The organism is Sphingobacterium sp. WOUb80, from assembly GCF_050058145.1.
Taxonomy (GTDB): domain Bacteria; phylum Bacteroidota; class Bacteroidia; order Sphingobacteriales; family Sphingobacteriaceae; genus Sphingobacterium.
The window spans coordinates 5923128-5949279 of record NZ_CP165617.1; the positions used below are offsets into that span (position 1 = coordinate 5923128).

At 38.3% G+C, this 26152-nt stretch carries 14 protein-coding genes; 4 read left to right on the plus strand and 10 right to left on the minus strand.

Annotated features, from left to right (window positions below; all coding sequences use genetic code 11):
* Window positions 1-2 precede the first annotated feature (2 nt).
* From AB1Z56_RS24490 to AB1Z56_RS24525, 8 genes are all read right to left on the minus strand, one after another.
* The gene (locus AB1Z56_RS24490) at window positions 3-1583 is read right to left on the minus strand and encodes a SusD/RagB family nutrient-binding outer membrane lipoprotein (protein WP_426790402.1); all 1581 of its coding nucleotides are present in this window, start codon (window positions 1581-1583) and stop codon (window positions 3-5) included.
* 12 nt (window positions 1584-1595) lie between these two features.
* On the minus strand, window positions 1596-4820 hold the full coding sequence (locus tag AB1Z56_RS24495; RefSeq protein WP_426790403.1) for a SusC/RagA family TonB-linked outer membrane protein: 3225 nt from the start codon (window positions 4818-4820) through the stop codon (window positions 1596-1598).
* Between the two features lie 531 nt (window positions 4821-5351).
* The gene (locus AB1Z56_RS24500; RefSeq protein ID WP_426790404.1) at window positions 5352-6524 is read right to left on the minus strand and encodes an ROK family protein; all 1173 of its coding nucleotides are present in this window, start codon (window positions 6522-6524) and stop codon (window positions 5352-5354) included.
* A 198-nt stretch (window positions 6525-6722) separates the two neighbouring features.
* Window positions 6723-8312 (minus strand): SusD/RagB family nutrient-binding outer membrane lipoprotein, encoded by a 1590-nt coding sequence (locus AB1Z56_RS24505; RefSeq protein WP_426790405.1) that lies wholly within the window; start codon window positions 8310-8312, stop codon window positions 6723-6725.
* Window positions 8313-8323: 11 nt separating this feature from the next.
* On the minus strand, window positions 8324-11737 hold the full coding sequence (locus tag AB1Z56_RS24510; protein ID WP_426790406.1) for a SusC/RagA family TonB-linked outer membrane protein: 3414 nt from the start codon (window positions 11735-11737) through the stop codon (window positions 8324-8326).
* Between the two features lie 24 nt (window positions 11738-11761).
* The gene (locus AB1Z56_RS24515) at window positions 11762-12925 is read right to left on the minus strand and encodes an ROK family transcriptional regulator (protein WP_426790407.1); all 1164 of its coding nucleotides are present in this window, start codon (window positions 12923-12925) and stop codon (window positions 11762-11764) included.
* Between the two features lie 196 nt (window positions 12926-13121).
* Window positions 13122-14723: a SusD/RagB family nutrient-binding outer membrane lipoprotein gene (locus AB1Z56_RS24520; RefSeq protein ID WP_426790408.1), complete on the minus strand. Its 1602-nt coding sequence runs from the start codon at window positions 14721-14723 to the stop codon at window positions 13122-13124.
* A gap of 11 nt (window positions 14724-14734) precedes the next feature.
* Window positions 14735-17986 (minus strand): SusC/RagA family TonB-linked outer membrane protein, encoded by a 3252-nt coding sequence (locus AB1Z56_RS24525; RefSeq protein WP_426790409.1) that lies wholly within the window; start codon window positions 17984-17986, stop codon window positions 14735-14737.
* A 383-nt stretch (window positions 17987-18369) separates the two neighbouring features.
* Here AB1Z56_RS24525 and AB1Z56_RS24530 point away from each other — a divergent pair, with 383 nt between their 5' ends.
* The 4 genes from AB1Z56_RS24530 to AB1Z56_RS24545 all read left to right on the plus strand — a co-directional run bounded on the left by AB1Z56_RS24530 (window position 18370) and on the right by AB1Z56_RS24545 (window position 23304).
* On the plus strand, window positions 18370-19581 hold the full coding sequence (locus AB1Z56_RS24530; protein ID WP_426790410.1) for an acyltransferase family protein: 1212 nt from the start codon (window positions 18370-18372) through the stop codon (window positions 19579-19581).
* 104 nt (window positions 19582-19685) lie between these two features.
* Entirely contained in the window at window positions 19686-19964 is a 279-nt protein-coding gene (gene rpsO, locus AB1Z56_RS24535; RefSeq protein ID WP_046674145.1) for a 30S ribosomal protein S15, read from the plus strand.
* Between the two features lie 608 nt (window positions 19965-20572).
* On the plus strand, window positions 20573-22759 hold the full coding sequence (gene pnp / locus AB1Z56_RS24540; RefSeq protein WP_426790411.1) for a polyribonucleotide nucleotidyltransferase: 2187 nt from the start codon (window positions 20573-20575) through the stop codon (window positions 22757-22759).
* 143 nt (window positions 22760-22902) lie between these two features.
* A complete protein-coding gene (locus tag AB1Z56_RS24545) occupies window positions 22903-23304 on the plus strand; it encodes a hypothetical protein (RefSeq protein ID WP_426790412.1) in 402 nt (133 codons plus the stop codon).
* Between the two features lie 49 nt (window positions 23305-23353).
* Here the strand turns inward: AB1Z56_RS24545 and AB1Z56_RS24550 are convergent, their stop codons facing one another.
* Entirely contained in the window at window positions 23354-23680 is a 327-nt protein-coding gene (locus AB1Z56_RS24550) for a DUF493 domain-containing protein (protein ID WP_209578665.1), read from the minus strand.
* Window positions 23681-23757: 77 nt separating this feature from the next.
* Window positions 23758-26040, minus strand: coding sequence for a GH92 family glycosyl hydrolase (locus AB1Z56_RS24555; protein ID WP_426790413.1), 2283 nt, complete (start codon window positions 26038-26040; stop codon window positions 23758-23760).
* Between the last annotated feature and the right edge of the window lie 112 nt (window positions 26041-26152).

Here is a 26152-nt window from a genome sequence, read left to right on the forward strand (position 1 = left end):
TTTTAGTTTACGTCCCAAAAGATTTTTGTTGTTCTAGTATCTTTTGAACGAACAGCTTCGTAATTTTCGGAGTTGTTCGAAATTTCACCTGTAGGATATAAAAATCTTAATGGAAGAGTAGAATAATTTGCAGCTCCAGCTGTTAGGATCGTAATTTTTGGATAACCCGTTCTTCTATATTCTGACCATGCATGTTGCGCCTGTAAGAATCCATAATGAAGCCATTTTTGGGTCAAGATCAGTTCTAATTTTGCAGTTGAGGTCCCACTGTATTTCGCAGTTGAATTGTCAACAAAATTAGTGATGACGGCATCAGTAGGTTTTGTCTCAGTTTTCAAGCCTGATGTATTTAAATTATTCAGGTAATAATAGAACGTAACTGACTGTTTAAGCGCTAGATCATAAGCAGCTTTTGCATCTGTATCACTACCCCATCTTAAGTAAGCTTCTGCTTTAGCAAAGTTAGTCTCAGATGCAGTCGCAACGATTCCTGGCAGTTTTGCGTTATCAAAGAAAGTTGCCGAATCCAACACCGCATATTTTTGATAATTTGTTAAAATGTCATTTTCAGTGAAGGTAATTGGCATCGCATTATACTCCTTATTTGGGGTAAATACACCATCTTTCGTTACACCAAATTTATCGTAAAACACAGGAATACGGGGGTCATTTGCGGGTTTCATTGTTTTATTTAACATGTAATCCGTTGCGTATTGATTATTTCCTTCTGTTAAAGCTTGACGCAAGGTACCTGTGTACGTTGTTAATGGTTGAAGCAAAATGTCTGTAGTTCCAGGGAGGTAGTTTGCATTAGCAGAACCATCTACTAATGGGTATGTACCGGGATTATTCAACATTTCTAACACTTCTGTTTTAGCTTTGCTTTCATCGACATTGGAGATGCGCATTAATAAACGTAAACGCAAAGAGTTGGCATAACGTCTCCATTTGTCAATACCTCCGCTATTTAAGATGTCGAATTTTGAAAAATCACCTGTTGTAGCAGCTTTAGTAAAATATGTATTGATTGCTTTTAGATCATCTATAAAAGAATAGTATAACTCTTTTTGATCATCGAATTTTGCTTTTTTAGAAATACCTGTTAATGGTAAATTCCCTGCTTCTGAAAAAGGAATATCACCATAATTATCGATGAGTTTTGATGCTTCATCGTACATGACGACTTTACCGGCTTGAAGGAAAACTTCTTCTTTAGCTTGATTTTCTGGGGTTAGTACCGCGTAAGCTGCTTGCATTTTTCGGTAGATACCCAGTACACCGGGAGCATAGAAATCCGTCCAATAGCCATAGGAATAACTATCATTTGGCTGGTACATTGTATTGTTTGGTATAAAAGAAGCGGTTTGCGTATATATCGCTTGATTCGATAGTATAAATGTTCTATAGTGCCAATACGAAGGGCGAACTCGATCGTTATTTAACAAATCGGTGAAAAAGCCAGGGATACTAGCTTCAGTGGTTTTATCGGGATCGTTAAACGCATCTTCCAATTGTGATTTACATCCTGTAAATCCAAAGGTAGATAGTGTTAAAAATAAGAATATATAAAATGATTTATTCATGATTAATTACGGTTAAAAATTAGCATTCAATGAAAATCCAAAACTTCTTGTTGCAGCATTAGAGCCAACATCTACCCCTTGTGACCACCATTGATTTCCAACTGGAGATTCTGGATCAATATTCTTAAGGGTTCTGTAGAAGTAAAATAGATTTCTACCCAATAACGATACTCTTACATTGTTTAATTTGAGCTTTTGAGTCACAGAAGATGGGATTCGGTAACTAACGGATAGTTCTCGCATTTTGACAAAAGAGTTATCATATACCGCGCCTTTCTCGGTCCATGAATCCGCTCCCCATGCGAAGGTATTCATGTAATATTCAGCTGCGCTTAGGTGTACATCATTTCTAGCTCCGGTTTTCTCATTTACACCATCCAAGGTAATACCCGTTTCTCGGTATTCCAAAGTATTTTCATACGCACCGGTACCCATAGCGTATTTTTGATTCTCAGAGACCATTTTGCCTCCGAAACGGTAATCTACGGTGAAATCTAGTGAGAAGTTTTTATAATTGAATGTATTGGTCATACCGCCAATTGCTTTTGGTAATATATTTCCTACATATTTGTACTTTGTTTTATCGATGACATAGTAACCCTCATCAGAGATCAGATTATCTCCTTGGTCGTTTTTAGCAATATCATAGACATAAATATTTCCTAATTTTTTCCCCACTTCGGCTACGACTTTTAGTGAGTTTTCATCGGCACTATAGAACGTTAGCATGTCTCCGCCAGTACTTAATTTATCCACCATTGTACGATTGAAGGAATAGTTTAGACGGGTATTCCAACTAAAATTTTCATGTTGGATAGGTGTTGCTGTTAATGAAACTTCGAGACCATTATTAGAGATACGGCCTATATTGGCTGCTTGGAGAGTAGCACCTACAGATGCTTCTTTCGTTAAATCTAGAATCTGTTTGTCGATGTAGTTGTCATAATAGCTGACATCTAATCCTAATCTGTTTTTTAGAAATTTCAATTCCAAACCATACTCCCATTCATATTTCATCTCAGGCATAAGTGCTAAGTTGCCATACTTCGAACTATATGTTAGTGAAGGCACAGATCCATTGATTGTAGCTAGAGGACTTTGAATGTTTGCAATAGTGGCAGCATATATTCCGGCATCATTTCCGACAATACCATAAGATACCCGTAATTTACCGAAATTGAATTTTTCAGACTTTAGCCCCAAAGCATCACTAAAAATAAAACTTCCGCTAACTGAACCGTATTTGTAGTTGTTGTTGCCGGGAGGCATAGTTGAGGAATATTCCGAGCGATATGTACCATCTAAATAAGCAAATCCTTTATAACCGATATTGGCCATTCCGAAATAGGCATATTTTATTTTTTTCTTACGCTCATTTGTGGTGGTTGCTGGCGCGTAGCTATTGTTGAGACTAAACCAGTTTTCTTTTACAAGCCCACTTTGTGTGGTAGACGTTTGATCGTCATAGTTTTCTTCACGAGATTGGAAACCAGCACTTACACTATAATCCCAATCACTATTTATTTTGTTGGCGTAAGTCGCTAATACGTCGCCATATAATATTGAGTATAGTCCCTTTGCAGTGCTGAATCCTCCTGAACTGTTGGTTGTGGAATTATAACGAGTTGCATACTCGTTAAATTGTTGATTTGTAATTGCTGCCGAAGTAAAATCGTTACCAATACGACCTCTCAACTTAAGGTGATTTACGACTTCCCAATTTAAGGTAGCACTGGTTAATAAACGGTTTTCTGTCTCTTCGTAATTGTTTTTATATTGAGACCAGAAATAGTCCAACAAATTGTATGGTCGAATTGCAAATTTGAAATCTTCATCGCGTCCAGTCGTCGCAGGCGAATATTTATAGCCATCGGAAGTTTGATATTTTTCTTTTAATACCGACATATCTTCAGTTCGGCTAAAGAAGCCTCCATAGGATCCTAGGACTTGTCCGAGTAATGCCGTACGATTATGTGTTTTTGTATTTGTATAGTTCGCTACGAGATCCAATGATAGTTTTTCATGCATCTTCACCGTACTATTTAGGTTAAATGTGTTTCTGCTTTGTTTTGAACCTGGACTGGTACTTTTGTAATCCATGCGCGTACCGCTCAGACGATAGTTGACTTTGTCTGTTTGATTGGAAATCGCAAAGTTAATGTTCGAATTATAACCAGTATCGAAGATATCTTTAAAGTTATTTTCGCGTGCTTCGTATTTTTTAGTTGAACCATCCCACCAGCTTACCTCTTCGCCAGTGAATTTTGGACCAAAGTTACCATATGAACGAAAGTAGGGACGTCTTCCTGATGGAGAATCTTTATATGCGATCCAACCTTCGGCATCTGCACCATTGGCGATGTTTGTGGCAGCATCATAACCAGGACCGTAAATATTTTGGAATCTAGGTAAGAATGCAGCACGTTCGATAGAACCGCTGTAGTTAAAGTCAATGCCTAAACCTCTACCCTTAATTCCTTTTTTTGTTGTGATGACAATAACCCCACTTGCTGCATCGGATCCATACAATGCGCTCGCAGCTGATCCTTTTAAAACGGACATGCTTTCAATATCTGCCGGATTAATATCTAACATACCATTACCACGGATACGCTGATCGTCCCAATAGTTGTTGTTATTGGCTCCTTTAGTTCCGTTTTGTTCATCATTACGGATAATGACACCATCTACCACATAGAGCGGTTGACGTTGATAATTAAGGGAGTTAATACCCCTGATCTGAATATTTACGGCACTCGACGCCCCACCCGGTGCTGTTGTGATCTTTAAACCAGCAACTTTACCATATAGTGCGGAACCAAAGTTGGTGTTTCCTGCTTTCGTGAGTTCCTCTGCTTTGATTGTACTCACAGCATAGCCTAGAGCTTTGGAATCACGTTTAATGCCCATTGCTGTGACAACAACTTCGTCCAGTGCAGAGGCATCAGGGGTTAAGGTTACATTAATCGTTTTAGTGGAGCCAACTACAATATCCTGTGATTTGTATCCAATAATGGATATTCTTAAGGTTTCGCCTTTAGAAGCTTGTAAGGTATAGGAACCGTTTGCTGCTGTTTGTGTGCCCCTGGTTGTACCTTTTATAGTAACAGTTGCACCAGAAATAGGTCCATTGGCATCTGAAACTGTTCCAGTGATGCTTTGCTGCGCATAGAGTGATGTAGCACTAAATAGTGTACATAACGCTAATCCTGCAGTTCTTTTGTAAAATAGACTCATGTTTTAGGTATTTGTGTAAATGTGTCAGTTAATTGTACTGTTTATTAATTTGTCATGGCTTAATGCAATTTGCTTTAAACTTGACGTGTTTATTTATAATAGATGTAAAAGTTTATATAATTTATGTTTCGCAATCGGTTGCGCATTTCGTGTATTTATTCTTTGTATTTATAATATCTTATGATTGCATTTAAAAGTTATTCCTCGGTATTTTTAATGATATGTTATAATATCATCGTTAGTATGTTTTTCTCCTGAATTTTCATCAAGGTACTTTTCTTAATGTGATTCAGTATTAGCGTTTATGATGTTAAAGATATGTAGTCTTTCTGTTAAGTTCAAAATTCTTTTTAAATTTTTTAAAAAGTATTGCTCAGATATTTATTTTTAGCTATAATGTTGGCATATCTTTTTAATATCAATGTTAATTGTAACAAAGGATATGATTAAAACTCAGTTTTTACTGAATAATCAGTGATTGTTCCTAGCAGATTATATGGTATTTTTAGCTCTGGCATCTTTTTCAGGTAGTTAAATAGTATTTAATAAACGATTAATGTGATGTTCAACAACCAAGGCCGTTGTCCCTCTTTGTTGAGCTGTCTTATGTAGCGTTGAGATTTCGATTTTGGTCATCCTGGCAATCCTTGGAATGCTGAACTCATTAACTGCGTTTTGGATCTGTGGCATTAATATATTTCCGATCTCAGCTCCTCTTCCGCTTATAATGATCTTGTTTGGATTGAGTATATGTAATAAAGTGGATATTCCCTTTCCAATCATAAATCCGATTTTCCCAATTTGGTAGATAACTAATTGATCACCAATTTTTGCAGCTTCTATCAGGGCGTCACTCTTATTGCTCATCGTTTTTATCAACGTGCTATAAATTGAATATTCACCTTGTTGGATCGCAATTTCAGTTTGATCGATAGCCGATTTTAAAGAGGCTTCTACTTCAAGACAACCTCTTTTTCCACAGGAGCACAAGCTGTTGGTGTTGGACAGTGGAATGTGGCTAAACTCACCGGCAAATCCTGTTGCTCCAGTAAATATTTCGCCATTGATGATAATTCCCAATCCTACTCCCCAATTCAGATTAATGACCAGCGTATGTGTGCTATTGATTCCACTGCCAAATTCTTTTTCAGCCCAAGCAACACAGCGAGAGTCATTGTCGATGACAGTCGGAATATTAAATTCTGTTTCAAGGGTGTTTTTGAGATAGTGCAGTGGATTATCCTCTGTGTATGAGTTGTTAAGGCCAGTAGTTGAGTTGACAAATCCAGGCATACTTATTCCGATACCAATTACTTTTTCTGCGTCAATATGGCTTTCGATGAAAATTCGGAGATGTTTAAGGATATTGGCACTGGCGGTTGGATCTGTGAGATCCAATTTGATGTCAACTTCCTCTGCTAAAATCTCTTGTTGTAAATTGCTAAGATATATTGAAGTATAAAATTGGTCAATTGAGACACTAACGATAAAATTGTCGAGGTTTTCATTTAAAGAATATAATGCTGCTCTTCGACCCCCCGTAGATGCTGCTAGCCCTTTGTCTACAATGATTTTTTGCTCCAGCAATTCATTAATTGCTTTTGTAACAATAGGCGTACTTTTTGCGAGACTTTTAGATAAGCCAGCAATAGACTGTTCTTTTAAATAATATAGATAGGTAAGGATTTTCTCCTTTAGTTCCATGTAATAGCAAGTGTTTTGTTAGTGTAACCCCCTTAGGGTGTGCTAAAGATATGTTATTTTTATGTTAAGATAAAATAACTTTTTAAAATTTTTAAAAAGTTTTATTCTTTGATAAGTATCTTTTAAATAGTAATAGAGTAGTCAAAAAAAAAGCGCTCCAGTATTGGAGCGCTTGTGTAGGATATTTTACTTTCTATTTTAAGGTTGAATCCATATTTTCTTACTTGTAAGATCCGAACCCTGTGTTTCATTTTTCCAATTAGCATTATTATAGCTTTGCTCGCCGTCTGGATATCTGAATCGATTAAGATTTCCATATTTATCTTGATAACCGTTGGGATTTATCGTTGATTTAGGGGTTTTTCCTCCAGTTCTTCGAAGTAGAGTCCAAGCATCGAAGGGTTGACGGTACTGATCTATCCACAATTGGGCATAGATTTTTAATAATGAAGTAGCGGGAGAAGATACATCGTATTTCACTTTTACATTATTTAATACCTTATTTAGCTCCGCATTTGTGACTGTTTCTTGTGTAGGCTTATCAATAAACCAGTTCGGAGCATTAAAAGCGATTTTTTTCCACATGTTTAAAGAGTTCTTAATTCCGGCTTCATAGGCACTTTGAGCTTTGTTTTGATCTGCAGCAACACCTAGACCTCTGTTGTAAATTTCCGCTTTTAGAAGTTGTATCTGAGCTGATGTTAACATTAATTCGGGGATTGAATTTAAGTCTGCGGCAATGTTGAAATTGAACGAAGAATGAATAGACCCCTGTTTGTCGGCCCAATTAGCTAGGCTATTTCTTTTATCACTTTTATAAGGAGAACCTGTTTCTGTTAATGCTGCATTTTGTTGTGCAGGCTTCCACTCATTGGCGTCATTTGTTTCAAAAAATATTTTGGCACGAATGTCAAAAATTCCGCTTCCATCCGTATTATCATTGTCCGACAATAGGTTCCACATGGTAGAGCCTAATCTTAAGTTACAGTCCTGTACAAAAGACCAGGAACGCCATTGGAAGCTTAATCCAGGGATTTGAGCCGGCCATAGACCAATATCTTCACCATCTCCCAGAAGTGGTTTGTTCAAGGACTCGGTGATATGGGATTGTGCTAAGGTCGGATTCTTATCGTACATGGTGACGGCAATATATAACCGTAAACTATTAGCGAATCTAGACCATTTGGAGACGTCTCCCTTGAAGAAGGTATCGTATGCCTGTGGTGAGTATTGATCGGAGCTTGGATTGAAATTGTCTACCGCCCACTTTAGGTCTGCCAATAAGGCTTTGTAAATATCTTCTTGTTTTTCATACGCAGCGTTATAGCCCTCCGCTTTTTTTATTGGAGCATAGCCTGCTTTAGAATAAGGAATATTGCCGAAATAGTTGGTTACTTTGAATGTTTTATAAGCGATTAATGTTTTTATCATCGCGCTAAAATTATTCATTGCAGAAACGTTGGCTGATTCGGCAATTCTAGACTCTAATAATCTACTACTTGCCATTGCACTGTAATAAGGATCCCAGACGCCATTTCTTGCATTATCAAAATTATAGTGATTGTTTCCCTCGACAACGCCCTGTTGCGTAATGGAGTATATCCAAGAGTTCATGACAGAATATTCACCTGCAGCTAATGGAAGCGAGCTAATAATTCCGTTGAACAGTTCTTCATTTGATGCCGAGACAGGATCTTTAGGAGGCGTATTTATCTCCTCAAAATTTTTGGTACATGCCGTGAATGCTGTGGCAAGTAATCCAATATATAGAAATTTAATCGCTTTCATTGTTGTATTGTTTAAAATTTCACCTTTAATGATACTCCATACTCCCTTGTACCAGGGTATTGCGCCCATTGGATTCCCTGCGCATTTCCAATACCGTTGATTGCTTCCGGATTAAGATTGTTAGGAAGGCTAGAATAGAAATAGAAAAGATTTCTGCCAATAAGAGACACATCTAAATTTTGGATAAAGCCCGTTTTGTCCAGCACTTTCCCCGGAATTGAATAGGTGAAAGTTAATTCTCTAAGTTTAATCCATGTATTATCAAAAACAGCATTACTCCGTGGCATTTTTACATGCGACCAAGCGCCATATTGGCCTGCATATTTGTACATGTAATGGACAACATCAGTATTTTGTGTTCCGTCAGCGAAGACACCGTCGAGTATCACACCATGATTTGCCTTCGAGCCATCAGGATAGGTAAAGGGAAGTCCGCCACCCTCTCTTTCAAGCAGGGTTTCTGGAGCTGTTCCGTTGGCCATTGACGCTGCGTAATCTGCTGAATAGATTTGACCTCCTAGTTTAAAGTCTGATAGAAAGTATAAACTGAAATTTTTGTAGCGGAATGTGTTTGATAAACCCCCAGTCAATTTTGGCATTGCATTGCCGATAGGAACAAGATCATCCGTTGTTACATACCGTGTTCCTACAACAGGCTTGGACGCATCATTATTCTCGTGAATCGCCTCTACAACTTTTTGGCCGTTTTTGTAAGTATAATCATAGCCATATATGGTACCGTAGTCTTCTCCTGCTTTAGCATACATTCTGACGCCGTTATTACCCCAAAGATCCTGTAACGGGAAAATGTCAATTCCGTCAGCTAATGAGATGACCTTGTTTTTATTATGTGCCCCGTTTAAGGCGATATCCCAGTTGAAATTGGAATTTCTGATAGGAGTTGCGCGGACAATAAACTCGATCCCTTTATTTGATAATTCTCCTGTATTAAATCTGACTTTGGTTGCTCCTGCCGAACCAGCAAGGGAGCTGGAAAGGATTTGATCTTTACTTCGTGTCGAGTAATAAGTAAATTCAACATTTAACCGGCTTTTGAAGAAGCCCAATTCAACGCCAAATTCTTGACTGGTGTTTCTTTGAGGTTTTAATTCATCTGCAGGTGGAAGATCTGTTTTGTAACTTCGGATTGGCATTCCTCCAAAAGTTGAAGGAGCCTGACCATTTATATAGTTGGATATTACGTAGGGGTTATACGTATAGTTGGCTAGATAAGCATCCGTTCCATTAGCACTTCCTGCTATTGAAGCCTTTAATTTACCATAGTTAAACCAATCTGTTTTTAGGTTTTGGAATGCATCTGTAAATACAAAACTTAGGCTTGTAGACGGATAAAAATACGAGGCATTTTTAATTGGTAATGTTGATGACCAGTCATTTCGACCAGTTACCTGTAAGAATAGATAATTCTTGTAAGACAGGTCAAGGATTCCAAATAAGGAATTTATATTATAGTTTGCCCATGTTTCAATTGGAGCAGCATATAGACCTTGATAGGATGTGTTGGCCAGAAAGTACTTGTTTGGGATAATCCATGGATATTGACTAGACTGTCCATAAGTTGCATCTTTCTCACCACTATTCCATGCGCTCACGTTGGTCATTCTGCTTCTTAATGAAGATCCTCCGATCATCAGGCTTCCTGAAAAATCATCATTGAAAAGTTTGTCTTTATGGAAGGTCCCGAATGCTTCCAGATTGACGTCTTGATTTTTGATGGTTTCCAATCCATATTGTCCTTGTAGTCCGGCAGCATCCACAGGCGTGTACTTGCTTTCTACCGTTGTATTCGCATTTACGATGGAAGCTCTTCCTGACATATTGAACCAAGGTGTTACTTCGGCAGATAGTTTCACTGATCCCAATAGTTGATTTCTTTTCATGTATTGGTTTTGTTCAAGGAGGTGCCAGAACAGATGCTGATTATAGTTGTTTTGGTAGGGGTAGCCTCCAGCAACAGATAGAGCTGTTAAGTCCGCTTTGCTTCCGTCCGCATTTTTATAAATATCAAACTCGAGAGGTTTGTATTCGCGAGACATGTTGTAGGATGAAAATGTTCCCCAGCTAAAATCTTGTCCAAGATCAGGTGCATTTTTTCTCTCGTAATCGTTGTAGCTTACGGTAACTTCCGACTTGAGCTTATTCGATATATTGATACTCGAACCAAGATTGAAGTTATTTTGTTGATAATCACTGTTTTTTAAGATTGCCTTATTATCTAGCCTTGTGTAGCCAAACCGAAAGCTTCCAAAGTCTCCAGTTTTACTGAAAGAAGCATTATGGGTGGTGGTACTGCCTGTGCGATAGAATGCTTTTCTATTGTCGGGCTGTGGATCCCATTTTCTAACTTTTCCATCCCACCACAGTATCTCTGTTCCATCCAGTTCTGGACCCCAAGATACTCCGCGTCCAAACCAGCTGAACATATCGTAAGCTTGAAATCCTCCAGGTATATCCGTATATAAATCTGACCAAGGGTCTGGAAATCTATTTTGGCCGTCTGTTGTTTTTCTGAATTTATTGTCAGCACTCCACATGGCGCTTGACAGCCCCATACCATATTTATTCTGTACGTCTGAATATCGGTACGGGTTCGATAATAAGGTGCTGAAATTGTAATCTATCCCAAGTCCTTTTCTGCTATCACCTTTTTTGGTTGTAATTAATAATACGCCGTTTGCCCCCTTAGAACCATATAACGCGGCAGCAGTTGCTCCTTTTAGGACCGTGACTTCTTGAATATCATCTGGGTTTAGCGAGTTGAGAAATGATCCCCAGTCTTTTTGATTTTCAAGGCTTTCTTGCCCTACCTTTGACTGTTGCCCACCAAGCGGACTATTGTCTATTTGGATACCATCTATTACAATCAAAGCTTGGTTGTTTCCAAGAATACTATTATTCCCTCGAATAACGACCCGTTGAGAGTTTCCCTGTATACCATTTGAACTGGTGATATTTAACCCCGCAGATTTCCCCATTAGTCCTGAAGTTAGGTCAGGCGGTGAGGATTTCATGATATCTGCTGCATTCACTTTTTGAGCCGAATAACCAAGTGATTTAGCTTCTCTTTTTATGCCCAATGCTGTAACAATTACTTCGTCCAATACAGCATCTTCGTTGGATAAGTTAATGTCTAATACAGTATTCGATCCTATTGTTATTTCCTGGGATCGGTAACCGACTCTTGAGATACGCAATGTTTCACCTTTGCTTGCGCTAATGGAAAAAGTACCGTTGTCATTGGTTTGTGTTGCCCGGTTTGACCCCTTTACTGAAACGGAGACTCCAGCGATAGGTCCGTTTGCATCCCTTACCGTGCCGGTGAGAGATTGCTGTGCGTATAGCGATGTGACACTAAAGAGAGTGCCTAACGCTATTCCTGCAGCTTTTTTGTGAAATAGACTCATAGAATAGGTGTTATATGAATTGATTTAGTTTATAATGTTATCGATCAGGTGCTCTGCTACCAAGGCAGCAGTCCCCATTTGCTGTGCATTTTTATGAAGTGAAGATATTTCAATGGCTGTCATCTTCGCTATTTTTGGTATGCTGAATTCATTGATGGCAACTTGTATCTGAGGCGCTATAATATCTCCCACTTCAGCACCACGTCCACTGATAATTATTTTGTTCGGATTGAGGATATGAAGTAATGTTGAGATTCCTTTGCCCAGCATATAACCAATTTTTCCGAGGTTGTTAATGGCAATCTGGTCGCCAAGTTTAGCGGCTTCAATTAGCGCATCGGATTTATTTTGGCTTACTTTTGCAAAAGTGGAATAGATAGAGTATTCGCCATTTTCGATATCGGTTTCTGTGTTTTGTATGGCGGCATTTAAAGAAGCTTCGACTTCTAGGCATCCTCGTTTGCCACATGAGCATAACGTGTTTTTGTCTGACAGTGGAATGTGACTAAATTCTCCGGCAAATCCGGTAGCACCTTTAAAAATTTCGCCGTTAATGATGATTCCAAGGCCGACGCCCCAGTTAAGATTGATGACTAGGGTGTGCGCGATATCGACTCCATGTCCAAACTCTTTTTCGGCCCATGCGATACACCTCGAATCGTTGTCAATGACGGTATTAATTCTTAGTTTTTCTTCAATTTGTTTGTAGAGGTGATGGAGTGAAGAGTTTTTGGGGTACGAATCATTAATTTTTTCTTCAGGATTGACGAACCCCGGCATACTGATACCCACACCAATAATATGCTGTGTTTTTATTTGATTTGTAGCTATAATATCTTCCAGATGCTTTAGAATCAATTCACCAGCATCTTGCTCTTTCAGATCGATAGCGACATCTTTCTGCTGCACAATAATATTTTGCGCTAGATCTGAAATCGTAAAGGAACTATATCGTTGATCTATTGCTATGCTAGCGATTAAGTAGGGAAGGGTATTGTTTAATCCATATTGAGATGCGCGTCTCCCCCCCGTAGACTCTCCAAGACCATTATCAAGGATTAGACCTTCTTTAACAAGCTCATTAACTGTTTTTGTGACAATAGGTGTGCTTTTAGATAGGTATTTTGAGATCTCTGCAATCGATTGCCTCTCATTATAGTATAATAATCTTAGTATGTCAGCTTTCATTTGGTAAAATTGGCTAGTGACAGAAATGGTTATAATTGTATGATAAAGATAACGTATTTTTATCATAAGTTCAAAATACTTTTTAAAATACTTTAAAAAGGTGTATCAATTTTTCATTAAATTTGATGCAAGGTTAGAAAAAATGCCCTCAAATTTTGAGGGCATTTAAACAAATTATTTTTAGTATGAATTACATCTATTTATAAGCTTCTGTTCTGCCCGAAAACCAGACTGGCGACGTATAATTATTATCTTTTGCTACTTCAGTAAAATTTTTACTATTATTTGTTGACTCTGAAGTCGGATAAATTGTACGTTCCATAAAACGGATGTTTGTTGGTTTTTTGATCACCCTGGCACCCAGCTCTTTGATTAATCGTCTTGTCTCACTCCAAAGGTCAAAAGGATTAACTACATTGAAATCTATAAATTTCTGATCATATATCATTCCTTTCTTTTCAAGATCTGATGCCTGGGCAAATTTGCTGCCTATATAATCCACATAATTTGTGATAGCCTGTGGAGTTGGCGCTGCTACTTGGGATTCTGTAATTTTTCCAGCATAAGCTGTTGTATTTGCCTTGTTGATCAGATAATACTTGTCTATAGATTCTTTGATAGCCTCTTTGAACAGTGTTGTTGCATTTAAATTTAGGTCAGGCCATCTTAGTGCGGCTTCGGATAGGATCAGTTTGACTTCTGTAGAAGTGATTATCTGACTTGGTAAGCCTGGATTTTGTTCAAACGTGGTCCGATTGTACAGAGATGGATATGTTTTTGTTAGATCAGTCGTTGTGATAGATGCACTATATTCTTTAGAATAAGGGCCTTCTTTTTGAATTGCGCTATACTTCCCAAAAAGATCAGGTTGAAATAATACATAAAGTCTGGGATCGGTATGTGTGTTATCGGGAGTAAGTAAAGCTATCATTTCTGCTGGAGCAAAAAATGAACTTCTTTGTTCTTGCATGGCACGGTTTATAAGGTACTCCAGAGCTCTATCAGTATTTTTATCTGAATATTGAATGCTATTTTCCGCTGAATTAGCATATACAGATGTAGTTAATACTTTTTGAATAACAGCTTTTGCCAATTGTGGGTTTGTGTTTGTGTGTCTAAGTGCGATACGTAAACGTAAACTATTAATAAGGATCTTCCATTTGCCAATATCTCCTTTCAGGAGTATATCAAACGAAGGGAAGTCTTTCTCTGGCGAAGAAGTTCCAAGTGTATAATTAGAAAATTTGTTGTAGGCATCTTCTAATTTGTTCAAGACTCCAGCATATACATCTTCTTGCTTATCAAATTTTGGAAAGAAATTGTTTCCTTTTCCCTGTAGGGCTTCAGAATAGGGTATGCTATTATGTGTTTCAGTAAGCTTATAAAATATGTAGCTTTTTACGACATCCGATACAACTTTATATGGTAAGTATGTTTGTTTATCTTGGTCTGACATGGCATCATATCTTAGATCAAGCTCATTTAGTGACCTCATGCGATCAAAGGAGGATTCAAATGGATTATGGCCCCAGGAAAAAGTGTTGGTAACACCATCATTCGAGAAACCACCCGTGCCTAACATCCTATTAAATACAGGAAATGTATGGTACAAGGCTCCATAATCTGTTCTGAAAGTTCCTAATCTTTGAAGACCATCAGCCATAAATCCTTGCACTGTAGGTTGTGTAAATCCATCTGGATCGAGAAATTTTTCTTCTAGTGTTTTTTGACATGATATTGTGGTCAAAAGAACTGATGAAAAAAACAGTTTGGAAAGTATTGTTATATATTTTTTCATGTTATATTTTTTTAGAATGAAGCTCTTAAACTTAGTCCGTAGCTACGTGTTGAAGGAAATGCATTGTTTTCATAGAAGACATTTGTTCCGTTATTTGATTCAGGATCTACATTGGGCATTGTGCGGTGTATGTAACCAACGTTATTCATAAATGCGGAAACAACCAATCTCTCAAATTTCATCTTAGAAGTGATTGACTTTGGCAATGCATATGATAATGTGATATTTCTAAGTTTTATATAGTCGTTTTTATAGACAACATCTTCTTGAATATCCATAAATGATTGCCAAAAATAACCATATTTGTCTGCCGCATTGATAATTTTGTCATTAGGAGTACCATCTTGTTTTATACCTGGTAGGATGACGCCGTCATGGAATATCATAGGGTATTTGGAGTCTCCAGGTAGTGTTGAATTATGGGATGGTAAGCCAATATATGAACCACTATTATTGATGTAATAAGGAAGCCCTCCACTTGCTTCATCCCTTCCCGCGATTGTCTCTTTACTACTACCATTACCAATTAAGTACATGTTTGTTTGCGATATTAAAGTGCTGCCAAAGGAAGCGTCGAAATTCAATCCAAGAGTTAATCCCTTATAAGAGAAGTTATTGATTAAACCTCCAATAAAATCTGGTGTTATTTTCCCAACAACTTTGTCTTTAGTAGGATCAGTATAGTAGGTTCCGTCGTTATTTACAAGTCGTTCGCCGTTTTCGGTTACAGCATACGGTTTCACTAAAATCTGACCGTAGGGTTGATTTGCTTGTGCAACAATACGGGAACCACTTGCTCCCCAGAGATTTTGAGTTGTTATACCTTTATCCAGCTCTTTAACCATGGGCTTGGAGGCCGATCCATTAATAATAATATCCCAAGAGAAATCCTTACTTTTTATAGGTGTACCTGTTAAAGCAAATTCGTATCCTGTTGTAGAAACTTTACCTGCATTAATCCCTATATTGGTGTATCCAGTTGATGAAGCCACACTTAATGGCATTATTTGGTTGTAATTATTACTTGTAAAATAACTAAATTCTAAGCCTACCCTAGATTTTAGGAATTTTGTGTCAAATCCTATTTCAAATTCACGTTTTCTTTCTGGTTTGAGATTGGATGGAGGGATTGTACTACTTGCACTATAGTAAATAGCATTATCATATGATCCAATTGCATATACGTTATTGCCGAAGTATCTTGCCCCAGGTCTACCAACATCAGCCCAAGAAGCTCTCACCTTTCCCATATTAAGCCATTCAGGAACATTTAAGCTCTCAGAAAATATCCAGGATGCGCTTGCTCCAGGGTAGAAATACGAATTGTTTGATGGCGGGAGGATAGAAGACCAGTCATTTCGACCTTGTAAATCCAAAAATAACCTGTTTTTATAGCTGAACTGGGCGGAGGCAAATAGACCGTATAGAACGTCGGATCCGATTTTTGAATCGCTATATCTCAAATCGTTTTTTGAATTTTTTAGAGACTCCCAATCTGCAGTGATGAACCCTCCATTTGTTGTTCTCGATAACATTCTGAAAGACGAGGATTGATAAACACCGCCAATAAAACTTGAAACATTCCAGTTTGGAGTTAAGTCTTTTTCGTAGCGGAGCATCGTTTGGGCATTCCAGCGAATATCTTGTTGTGTTCTAAGTCCAGCACTTCCTCCGGTCCCTTGGGATAAAGGTCTTCTTAGAGTTTCGTAGGTGTTATAGTCATTAATGATCCAGTCAAACCCACCGATGCTACTTAAGCTAAGGTTTTTATTTATTTTTATATCAAGATTTAATGAATTTGTGAAGTGGTTTCTGTTATTGTCGTATTTGTCTTTTTGTTGGCTATACAAATAGTTTTTTGCTAGATTCTCTCTTACAATGCTTCCAGAAACATATTGTGACTGAATATTGTTCATATACCAAAAGAAGTAACCAGTCTCTGGGTCAATAATCTGGTTTCTTAATTCTTTTACATCTAAATTTCGTGGAACACCATAGGTAACGAAGGCGTCTTGATTTTGATTAGGAGGGTTGTGGTTAAAGCTATTGCTGTAGGTAGAAACCAATTGGAGGTTTACATTATCAGTCAAGCTCATATTGCCATTGAAGGTTACTTTATTCTCTTTAATATTAAAGCCCTCAAAGATTCCTTTATAGTTTTTATTTGTATAAGCTAATCGATAACCACCTTGTGATCCTCCGCCCTGTATTGATACGTTTGCAGTAGAAGTGTAGCCGTTCCTATAGAGATCACGAATATTGTCAGGTTGGGCTACATATGGTTTCATCGTATTATCATAATATAATATTTCTTCACCATTAAACCTTGGACCGAAATTGTACGTTACAGGCGCATAAGCGGCTTGGTTATTTCTCTTATAAAAACCGTATTCAGTGTAATTATTTCCATATGAACCCCAACCAACTGGATATCCTGAGCCAAATTCATTTTGGAGCTCCTGTAATATCCATGGACTGTCAAATTGATGTGATAAATTTACATCGATTCCATATCCGGGTCTTTTCCTTCCTGCTTTTGAAGTGATCAAAATAACTCCATTTGCTCCTTGTGAGCCATATAATAAAGAGGCTTTTGCTCCTCGAAGCACCTCAAAGGATTGAATGTCGTCCATATTAAGATCGTTGAGGCCATTTCCTGGATTTCTATTAATATCGGTTTGCCAGTCCAACATTGGAATTCCATCGATTACAAATAATGGTCTTACATTTGAACTTTCGGAAAATGCGACTGCATTTCTAATGTTTACGTTTATACCTCCCCCAGGACCCATTGCCGTTAGATTTAGTTTTAACCCAGGAACTGTACCATACATAGAAGTCAACGCATTCATAGCCGAGCCCTTATCCGCTAGGTCTTCTGTTGAGATTGTGGTACTTGCATATCCGAGCGACCTTTTTTCTTTTTTCACCCCCATTGCTGTGACAATAACCTCGTCTAAGGAAGATGCATCTTCAATTAAAACGATGTCTAATGTGTTTGAGGTTCCGATTTTGATTTCCTGTTGCCGATATCCGACCATTGATACACGCAAGGTTTCTCCTTGTGATACTTTAATCGAAAATGTTCCATTTGTTTTCGTCTGAGTTCCGCGATCTGTTCCTTTTATTGCCACAGTGGCTCCGGAAATAGGCCCATTAGCATCTCTCACCGTTCCTGTGAGAGTTTGTTGCGCATAGAGGGATGTTGCGCTAAACAGCGTGCATAGGGCTAAGCCCGCACTTTTTTTGTAAAAGACACTCATTTTCTATTATTTAAGGTTAATAAAGTTGTTTAGTGATGGGCAAATCCATGGGATTACACCTGATGTTCACTGTTAATCTAAGGTACTTTCGTTAATAATTTTTTTTGCTGATCAGACGGATATTTCTGAAGCTTTCATTTAAACAACAAAATATGGTTAGTATAAAAGTTGTTGGATAAAATTAAATATTTAGAATTAAGTTCCAAATACTTTTTAAAAATATTTAAAAAGTTGTTGATTATTAACCCTTAAATCGATGCAAACGCTTGCTGGTGTAACAATGTTATCACTTGTCTTTCCTGTTTGTGCCATTAAATTATGGATTAGGCATAAAAATGAATATCAAATACCTTATATTTACCTCTTAATTATAGTATCTGATTATGAAACAACGCTATTACTCCTTGGATGTCTTTCGTGGGGCTACTGTGGCACTGATGATTATGGTAAATAATCCGGGGACATGGGCTCATATGTTTGCACCGCTAAAACATGCAGCATGGCATGGATGCTCACCTACAGACCTTGTTTTTCCTTTTTTTCTTTTCGCAGTTGGTAATGCCATGTCCTTTGTTATACCTCGTTTACAGGAGGCTGGTCCCGCCGTATTCTGGCAGAAAGTAATTAAACGGACGATCTTGATTTTTGCCATTGGGCTTTTCATTAATTGGTGGCCTTTTGTGAAATGGGATGGTGCGGAGCTGGTATTTAAACAATGGGTGGACGGAACTGATCCGAGCCGAGGAATTCGGATTTTTGGTGTACTCCAACGCATCGCTGTTGCTTACTGCTTTGCTTCGATTTTAGCGTACTATTTTAAAGAGAAAACCATTATCTGGATCTCGGCGGTTATTCTCTTGTTATATTGGGCAATATGTGCAATAGCTGGAGGAGCAGATCCTTATAGCTTGGAAGGCTGGTTCGGAACAAAGTATGATATTGCCATTCTAGGTTTACCGCATGTTTACAAAGGTGAGGGGGTACCCTTTGACCCTGAAGGCCTGATGAGTACCTTACCAACGATCGTTCAGGTGGTTTTTGGCTATTTGGTTGGTGTGTTTATTAAAAAACAAGGTCAGGTGGATTGGTTGTGGACGAAGGTGCCTGCGTCTAATGAACCCCATTTTAAATTATTGGCAGGGATGTTTGTGACTGGATTTATTTTGGTCGTATTGGCTTGGATATGGGCTTTGGGTTTCCCGATTAATAAAAAGATCTGGACAAGTTCCTATGTGCTTTATACAACAGGTTTGGCGACAATGACTATAGGTGGTATGATCTGGTTTATTGAAGTGCAGGGTGTCAAAAATAAATTGACACAGTTTTTTGATGTTTTTGGTAAAAATCCATTGTTCATCTTTGTATTGAGCGGTATCCTGCCGCGCTTCCTAGGGTTGTTCCGTATTCCTGATGGTGTAAAAGAAGATGGTACGCAAAAATACCTCGACGCTTTTGCCTGGTTCTATAAATACGTTTGTGCGAAAGTACCTGGGATACCTGAAGTAGGTTCTTTTGTTTATTCCTTATGTTTTCTGACTTTAATGTGGGTAATCTGCTATTGGTTGGATAAGAAGAAAATCTATGTAAAGGTGTAACGGTATCTGAACCTTTGCATATTAAATTATTTTGGCAACCAAAGATTTTTGCTATCTTTGCAGCCAATTAATAAAATTTTTAACGCTTTAATATTATTCAGGAAATGTATTTAAGTAAAGAATACAAAGCTGATATCTTCGCAGAATTTGCTGGATCAGCTACAAACACAGGATCTACTGAAGGTCAAGTTGCTTTATTCACTAAGAGAATTGCTCACTTAACTGAGCACTTGAAAAAAAACAGAAAAGATTTCGGTACACAACGTGCCCTACAAATGTTGGTAGGTAAACGTCGTTCATTATTAGCTTATCTTTACAAAAAAGATATCAACCGTTACCGTGCGATCATTAAAGGTCTAGGTTTACGTGATATTATCAAATAAGCTTTTACACAAAGGTGTTAAGAAAGCCATCCAATTTTTGGATGGCTTTTTTTTTGAAAGTGTCCGATGTTATTGGTCAGAGAGAACTTTCAGTTCATTTTCATTACTGTTGATATCTGCGAAGTCATGAAGGTTTTGTTGTGCTTATTTTGTCTGCTATATTATCCGATTTTTCGCGTCAGAACGGGAGCTTTATGTTCTGAACGCCCTTGAGCCATGAGGGTGGATAGTGTCGGCTCTTCCCTACTTTAATTTCGCCATTTAGTCGTAATATAATCGCTTTTTCTTCGGAGCTTAGTCGCTATTTATTCGCTTCCAACCGAACAAGCTCCGAAGAAGCACCGAACAAGTACCGAACAAGCACCGAACAAAGTATGAAAATGATATCAAATAAAACTTGTTTTACTGCGGAACTTTTTTGCATCCGAACTACGTTGTTGAAAGAGTTAGTGTTTTTTTGAAGCAGTTGTTCCGATGGTTTGATGATTTAGCCTGTCGTTAATTGCATTAATCTTAATATTTTAATTTACCTTTGTGCTGAAATCTAATGTATTTAAAATATTGGCATGCTGCCAACAAGATGAAAAGCATGTCACAAACAAGATTAAATGAATTACAACGAAATTAAAACAACCATCGATATGGGTAATGGCACCCAGATCGAATTGTCTACAGGGAAATTAGCAAAACAGGCTGATGGTGCTGTAGTATTAAAACAAGGTGATACGATGTTGCTTGCAACGGTTGTTTCAGCTAAAGAAGCTAAATCTGGTGTTGATTTTTTACCTCTGTCAGTAGATTATCAAGAAAAATATGCGGCAACAGGCCGTATTCCAGGAGGTTTCTTACGTCGCGAGGCTAGATTGTCAGATTATGAGGTCTTGATCTCACGTTTGGTAGACCGTGCATTACGTCCTTTGTTCCCTGAAAACTATCACGCAGATACACAAGTGGCAATTAGCTTGATCTCTGCCGATAAAGATATTATGCCTGACGCTTTAGCAGGTTTGGCTGCTTCTGCAGCTATTGCTGTGTCTGATATTCCTTTCAATGGACCAATTTCTGAAGTCCGTGTTGCGAAAATTGACGGTCAGTTGGTCATCAACCCAAAATTGTCTGAGCTTGAAAATGCAACTTTAGAGTTTATTGTTGCTGGTTCTGCACAAGATATCGGTATGGTTGAAGGTGAAGCGAAAGAGATTTCTGAAGCGGAAATGGTAGAAGCAATTGCCTTTGCTCATGAAGCTATCAAAAAACAAGTTGCTGCTCAAGTAGAGCTGGCTAATTTAGTTGGTAAAACTGTTAAGCGTGAGTATAACCATGAGCCTGAAAACCTTGAATTGAGAGATGCTATTTTTGCAGCTACATACGATAAGGTTTATGCTATTGCAAAATCTGCTTCTGCAAAACATGACCGTTCTGAGAACTTCGCAAAAATCGCGGAAGAGTACAGAGCAACAATGCCAGAGGAATTGGATGATGATACGGCATTTTTATTCAAAAAATATTTCCACGATGTTCAGTATGATGCTGTCCGTAACCTGGTTTTGGATGAAGGTATGCGTTTAGATGGCCGTGATGTACGTACTGTACGTCCGATCTGGTCTGAAGTGGATTACTTGCCTGCTGCACACGGTTCGGCTGTATTCACACGTGGTGAAACACAATCATTGACTTCGGTTACTTTAGGCGCTAAAGACGATGAGCAAATGATTGATGGTGCTTTTATCAACGGTTATAACAAATTTATTCTTCACTACAACTTCCCGGCATTCTCTACAGGTGAGGTAAGACCTAATAGAGGTCCAGGTCGTCGTGAAGTTGGTCACGGTAACTTGGCTATGCGTTCATTGAAACAGGTACTTCCTGCAGACAGTGAAAATCCATATACTATCCGTGTTGTTTCTGATATCCTGGAATCAAATGGATCTTCTTCAATGGCTACGGTATGTGCTGGTACATTAGCACTTTTGGATGCGGGTGTGAAATTGAAAGCGCCAGTTTCAGGTATTGCTATGGGATTGATTTCTGATGAGAAAACAGGTAAGTATGCGATCTTATCGGATATCTTAGGTGATGAAGATCATTTAGGTGATATGGACTTTAAAGTAACTGGTACAGAAAAAGGTATCGTTGCTTGTCAAATGGACTTAAAAATCAATGGTTTGAAATGGGAAGTGTTGACGCAAGCTTTGGATCAAGCAAAAGAAGCGCGTTTACACATCTTAGGTGAAATGAAGAAAACAATTTCTGCTCCACGTGAAGACTACAAACCACATGCACCTCGTATCGTTCAATTGTTGATCGATAAAGAATTTATTGGTGCTGTAATCGGACCAGGTGGTAAAATTATCCAAGAGATGCAACGTGAGACCGGTGCTACAATTTCGATCGAAGAAGTTGATAACAAAGGTGTTGTTCAAGTATTCGCAGATAATAAAGCCGCTATCGATGATGCAGTAGGCCGTATTAAAGCAATCGCTTCTAAACCAGAGATTGGTGAAACTTACGAAGGTAAAGTGAAATCAATTATGCCATTCGGTGCTTTCGTTGAAATCATGCCTGGTAAAGATGGTTTATTGCACATCTCTGAAATCGACTGGAAACGTCTTGAAACAATGGACGGTATTTTCAAAGAAGGTGATAAAGTAACGGTTAAATTGTTGGATATCGACAAACAAGGTAAAATGAAGCTTTCGCGTAAAGCGCTATTACCTCGTCCTCCAAAAGAAGACAAACCAAAGCAGGATAAACCTGCCGGCGATGCTCCTGTAGCTGGTGCCGGTCAAGAATAAGTTTATTCTTTTTTTAATGATATGAAAAGCCCGCTTTAAGCGGGCTTTTTTTTTACGCAAAATTTGATTAACTTAACTATATGTTTTTAATTGCCATCCGATTATACTGTTTCTTTTTTGCATTTCTGCTATCTATCCCTGTTATGGCACAGGTATCAAAAATAAGCGATACATCAGAAATTTTTAGAGCAGTTGATATTTTTCTGGAGCCAAGGGACGGAATGGAGAATTTTAAGATTCGCTGGCTAAGCTATTTAAAAGATACTATGAATGAAGGGCAATTGAGCAGAACGTTATATGCTGACCATGTCTTTGAGGTGCTTGTGGCAAAAGATGGCTCGCTATTGGATAGGGAAAGTGGTTCAGGAGATAGGCTGCTTTTTAATTTTCTGAGAAAGCAGAAAAAATGGAAGCCGGGTATTCGCTCAGGGCGTCCAATTTATTATCTTTTGAAATTGAAAGTTCCTAAAGAATTATTTGATCAAGTAATGATTGAAGAGCTACTTGCATGTGAGGATTTGGTGAAGCAGGAGCTGTTGAAGTAAATAAACAAATAAGGCTGTCAATTCGACAGCCTTATTTGCATTTGTTATTTTATAACATGATAACACCTTTTATCTTTGCTACTTCTTTGTAGAAGTAGATCACCTGATCGGCGTCTTTTACGTTCAAGTTTACCGTAATCGAAGTGTACTTACCTGTTTTGGAGTCCTTGAAATCAAATCGGGCACCTGTGTCATCAAATACACTTTGGATTTGATTGAAGTGGTCCTGATCTTTCGGTAAGATGAATTTGTACGTATAGTCCTTTGGAAATGTTTCTAAATCTTCCAATCGCTCTTTGAAAGTTTCATAGAAGTCTTTTGGATTATCACCTCCGTCTGGGATATCTTGTATATTGATGTTTTTGAAATCTGCCATGTTTTATTTCTCCTTAAATATGTTATTAAGGTATTAACAAATATTAATCCATTAATGTTTTACTGACAATTTTTCAGTTAATTATTGTCAATGCTTGAAGGCCAATCGGCTTTGTTTTTACCAAAGTTTTTGTTTGGCGTAGCACTCATCTCAATTTCCATCTGTCCACCTTCTAAAAGTTGCGCATGTGTAATGAACGTTTTAGCGTAAGGCTTGCCATTTAATTTGATCGATTTGATATATTGATTTGCTTTGCCTTGGTTTTTAACATCGATAGCTAAAGTTTTGCCATTCGGTAGATTGATGTTCGCATGTTGCATCATCGGGGATCCGAAGACATAAACACCACTCATTGCATTCAATGGATAGAAGCCCATTGCTGAGAACACATACCATGCGCTCATTTGTCCGACGTCATCATTACCACATAGACCAGCTGGAGTGTTTGTATAAAACTCAGTCATCGCTTTACGGACTAAAGCTGCACCTTTCCAAGGTTGTCCAGCGTAAGCATATAAGTAAGGGATATGGTGATTTGGTTCGTTACCTTGCGCATATTGGCCGATTAGTCCTGAAATATCCGGAGAGGCTTCACCGCCAAGATCCGATGACATGGTCGTAAAATAATCCAGTTTTTTCAAAAATTTATCTTCACCACCGAAAAGATTGATCAGACCTTTGACATCTTGAGGTACTAACCAGGTATATTGCCATGCATTTCCTTCGCAGTAGTCATTCTCGCGGTGTTTGGCCATTAATGGGTCGAAAGGTCTGCGGAACTCGCCATTGGCTTTTTTGCCGACGAAATGACCTACTTCTTTGTCAAAATACTGCTCGTATAGTTTGTAGCGTTTTTTGAAATAGGCAGCGTCTTCTGTTTTACCTAATTTTTCGGCAATTTTATACGCACCAAAGTCAGCAATCGCATATTCTAATGCCCATGCTACAGATTCATTCGGCATGCTGTCGATCGGAATGTAAGTCAGTTCACGTGCATATTTCAGGCCATGATCGTTGCCCATGGCTGTGGTCTTAACAGCTTCCCAGACCAAAGGATAATCTTTCTCGTCAATAATTCCTTTCAAGAAGGCATCCGCAATCACTGGAATCGCAGGTAGGCCCACCATGGTATTGGTTTCATTGCCTTGTAAGTGCCACATTGGCAATTTACCTTGTTGTTGATAGATAGCCAACATTGTCTTGATAAAATCCTGGTTGATTTTACGATCCTCCAAGATGGTCATCAGCGGGTGAAGCCCACGGTAGGTGTCCCAAAGCGAAAATACCGTATGGTTGACAAAATCTTGTTTCTCATATACCTGTTTGTCGGTTCCTAAGTAATCGCCATTTGCATCATTGAAGATGGTAGGAGCGAAGTAGGTATGGTATAATGCCGTATAGAAGATGGTCTTTGTATCCTTGTCGGCTTCAAATTGAATCTTATTTAAGGTTTTGTTCCAACGTTGATCCGCTTCTTGTTTTACTTTCTCAAAATTCCAGCTTGGAATCTCTGCATTGATATTATTCAGGGCATTGGTCGAGCTTACTGGAGAAATACCGACTTTAAGTTCGATGGTTTTGTTTTTAACAGCATCGAAGAATAAAGCCGCCTTGATTGCCTGTCCTTTAAATGTTGTTTGGCCTAATTTTTCTTCTTTACCGTCGAAAAATCTTACTTTTTGTATCGGTTGGGAAGTTCTGATGGCAAAATACAATTTTTGGTCAGTTGCCCATCCTGTTGAAAAGCGGTAACCAACAAAGGTCGAGTCGTTCACCTGTTTGATGTAGGTATCTGTCGGTTTATCCCAATTGATATGGTAACCTAAGTCGACCAAAATATGCGCATTATCTGTTTTTTCATAACGATATTGATGATAGCCAACGCGCTCGGTTGCCGTCAAGTTGGCCTGTACCTGATAATCGTCTAAATAAGCACTATAGAATCCGGGTTTGGCTACCTCATTTTCCTTTTTGAAGGAAGAACCATAACCTGTATTCATTTTGTTGAATTCTGCCGGTGTCAATTGTAATTTTCCGTTGGCCGGGACGATCATAAGGTCGTTGAGGTCACCGATACCTGTTCCGCTCAGGTGGGTATGGGTAAAACCCAAAATTTCCTGGCTTTTGTAATTGTATCCACTGCACCAATCCCATCCGTTGAACTTGTCCCAAATTTGTGGAATTTGAGTAGGTCCTAATTGTACTGCACCTAATGGTACGTTTGCACCAACAAAGACGTGACCATGATCCGCTGACCCAATAAAGGGGTTGACATATTGTGTAAGATTTTGCTGGGCTTGCGCACAAAATGGCAAAATTATTGTGCCCAACACTGTTTTGAGTAGTTTATTTCCTGTCATAGGTTTTGTTCGGGTATTTGAAAACTGCTTAAAATTAGTAAATAAAACCTTTTAGCGCAATTTTATTATTATTTTAGTAAATTGTCGTTAAATTTTTTACTTTAGTAATCTT

What these genes read in the sequence shown, in the direction of transcription:
- rpsO (WP_046674145.1), top strand. Translation starts at nt 19,686, where the DNA reads ATGTATTTAAGTAAAGAATACAAAGCTGATATCTTCGCAGAATTTGCT.
- AB1Z56_RS24505 (WP_426790405.1), bottom strand. Translation starts at nt 8,312, where the DNA reads ATGAAAGCGATTAAATTTCTATATATTGGATTACTTGCCACAGCATTC.
- AB1Z56_RS24510 (WP_426790406.1), bottom strand. Translation starts at nt 11,737, where the DNA reads ATGAGTCTATTTCACAAAAAAGCTGCAGGAATAGCGTTAGGCACTCTC.
- AB1Z56_RS24495 (WP_426790403.1), bottom strand. Translation starts at nt 4,820, where the DNA reads ATGAGTCTATTTTACAAAAGAACTGCAGGATTAGCGTTATGTACACTA.
- AB1Z56_RS24530 (WP_426790410.1), top strand. Translation starts at nt 18,370, where the DNA reads ATGAAACAACGCTATTACTCCTTGGATGTCTTTCGTGGGGCTACTGTG.
- AB1Z56_RS24545 (WP_426790412.1), top strand. Translation starts at nt 22,903, where the DNA reads ATGGCACAGGTATCAAAAATAAGCGATACATCAGAAATTTTTAGAGCA.
- AB1Z56_RS24515 (WP_426790407.1), bottom strand. Translation starts at nt 12,925, where the DNA reads ATGAAAGCTGACATACTAAGATTATTATACTATAATGAGAGGCAATCG.
- AB1Z56_RS24490 (WP_426790402.1), bottom strand. Translation starts at nt 1,583, where the DNA reads ATGAATAAATCATTTTATATATTCTTATTTTTAACACTATCTACCTTT.
- AB1Z56_RS24500 (WP_426790404.1), bottom strand. Translation starts at nt 6,524, where the DNA reads ATGGAACTAAAGGAGAAAATCCTTACCTATCTATATTATTTAAAAGAA.
- AB1Z56_RS24555 (WP_426790413.1), bottom strand. Translation starts at nt 26,040, where the DNA reads ATGACAGGAAATAAACTACTCAAAACAGTGTTGGGCACAATAATTTTG.
- AB1Z56_RS24550 (WP_209578665.1), bottom strand. Translation starts at nt 23,680, where the DNA reads ATGGCAGATTTCAAAAACATCAATATACAAGATATCCCAGACGGAGGT.
- AB1Z56_RS24520 (WP_426790408.1), bottom strand. Translation starts at nt 14,723, where the DNA reads ATGAAAAAATATATAACAATACTTTCCAAACTGTTTTTTTCATCAGTT.
- pnp (WP_426790411.1), top strand. Translation starts at nt 20,573, where the DNA reads ATGAATTACAACGAAATTAAAACAACCATCGATATGGGTAATGGCACC.
- AB1Z56_RS24525 (WP_426790409.1), bottom strand. Translation starts at nt 17,986, where the DNA reads ATGAGTGTCTTTTACAAAAAAAGTGCGGGCTTAGCCCTATGCACGCTG.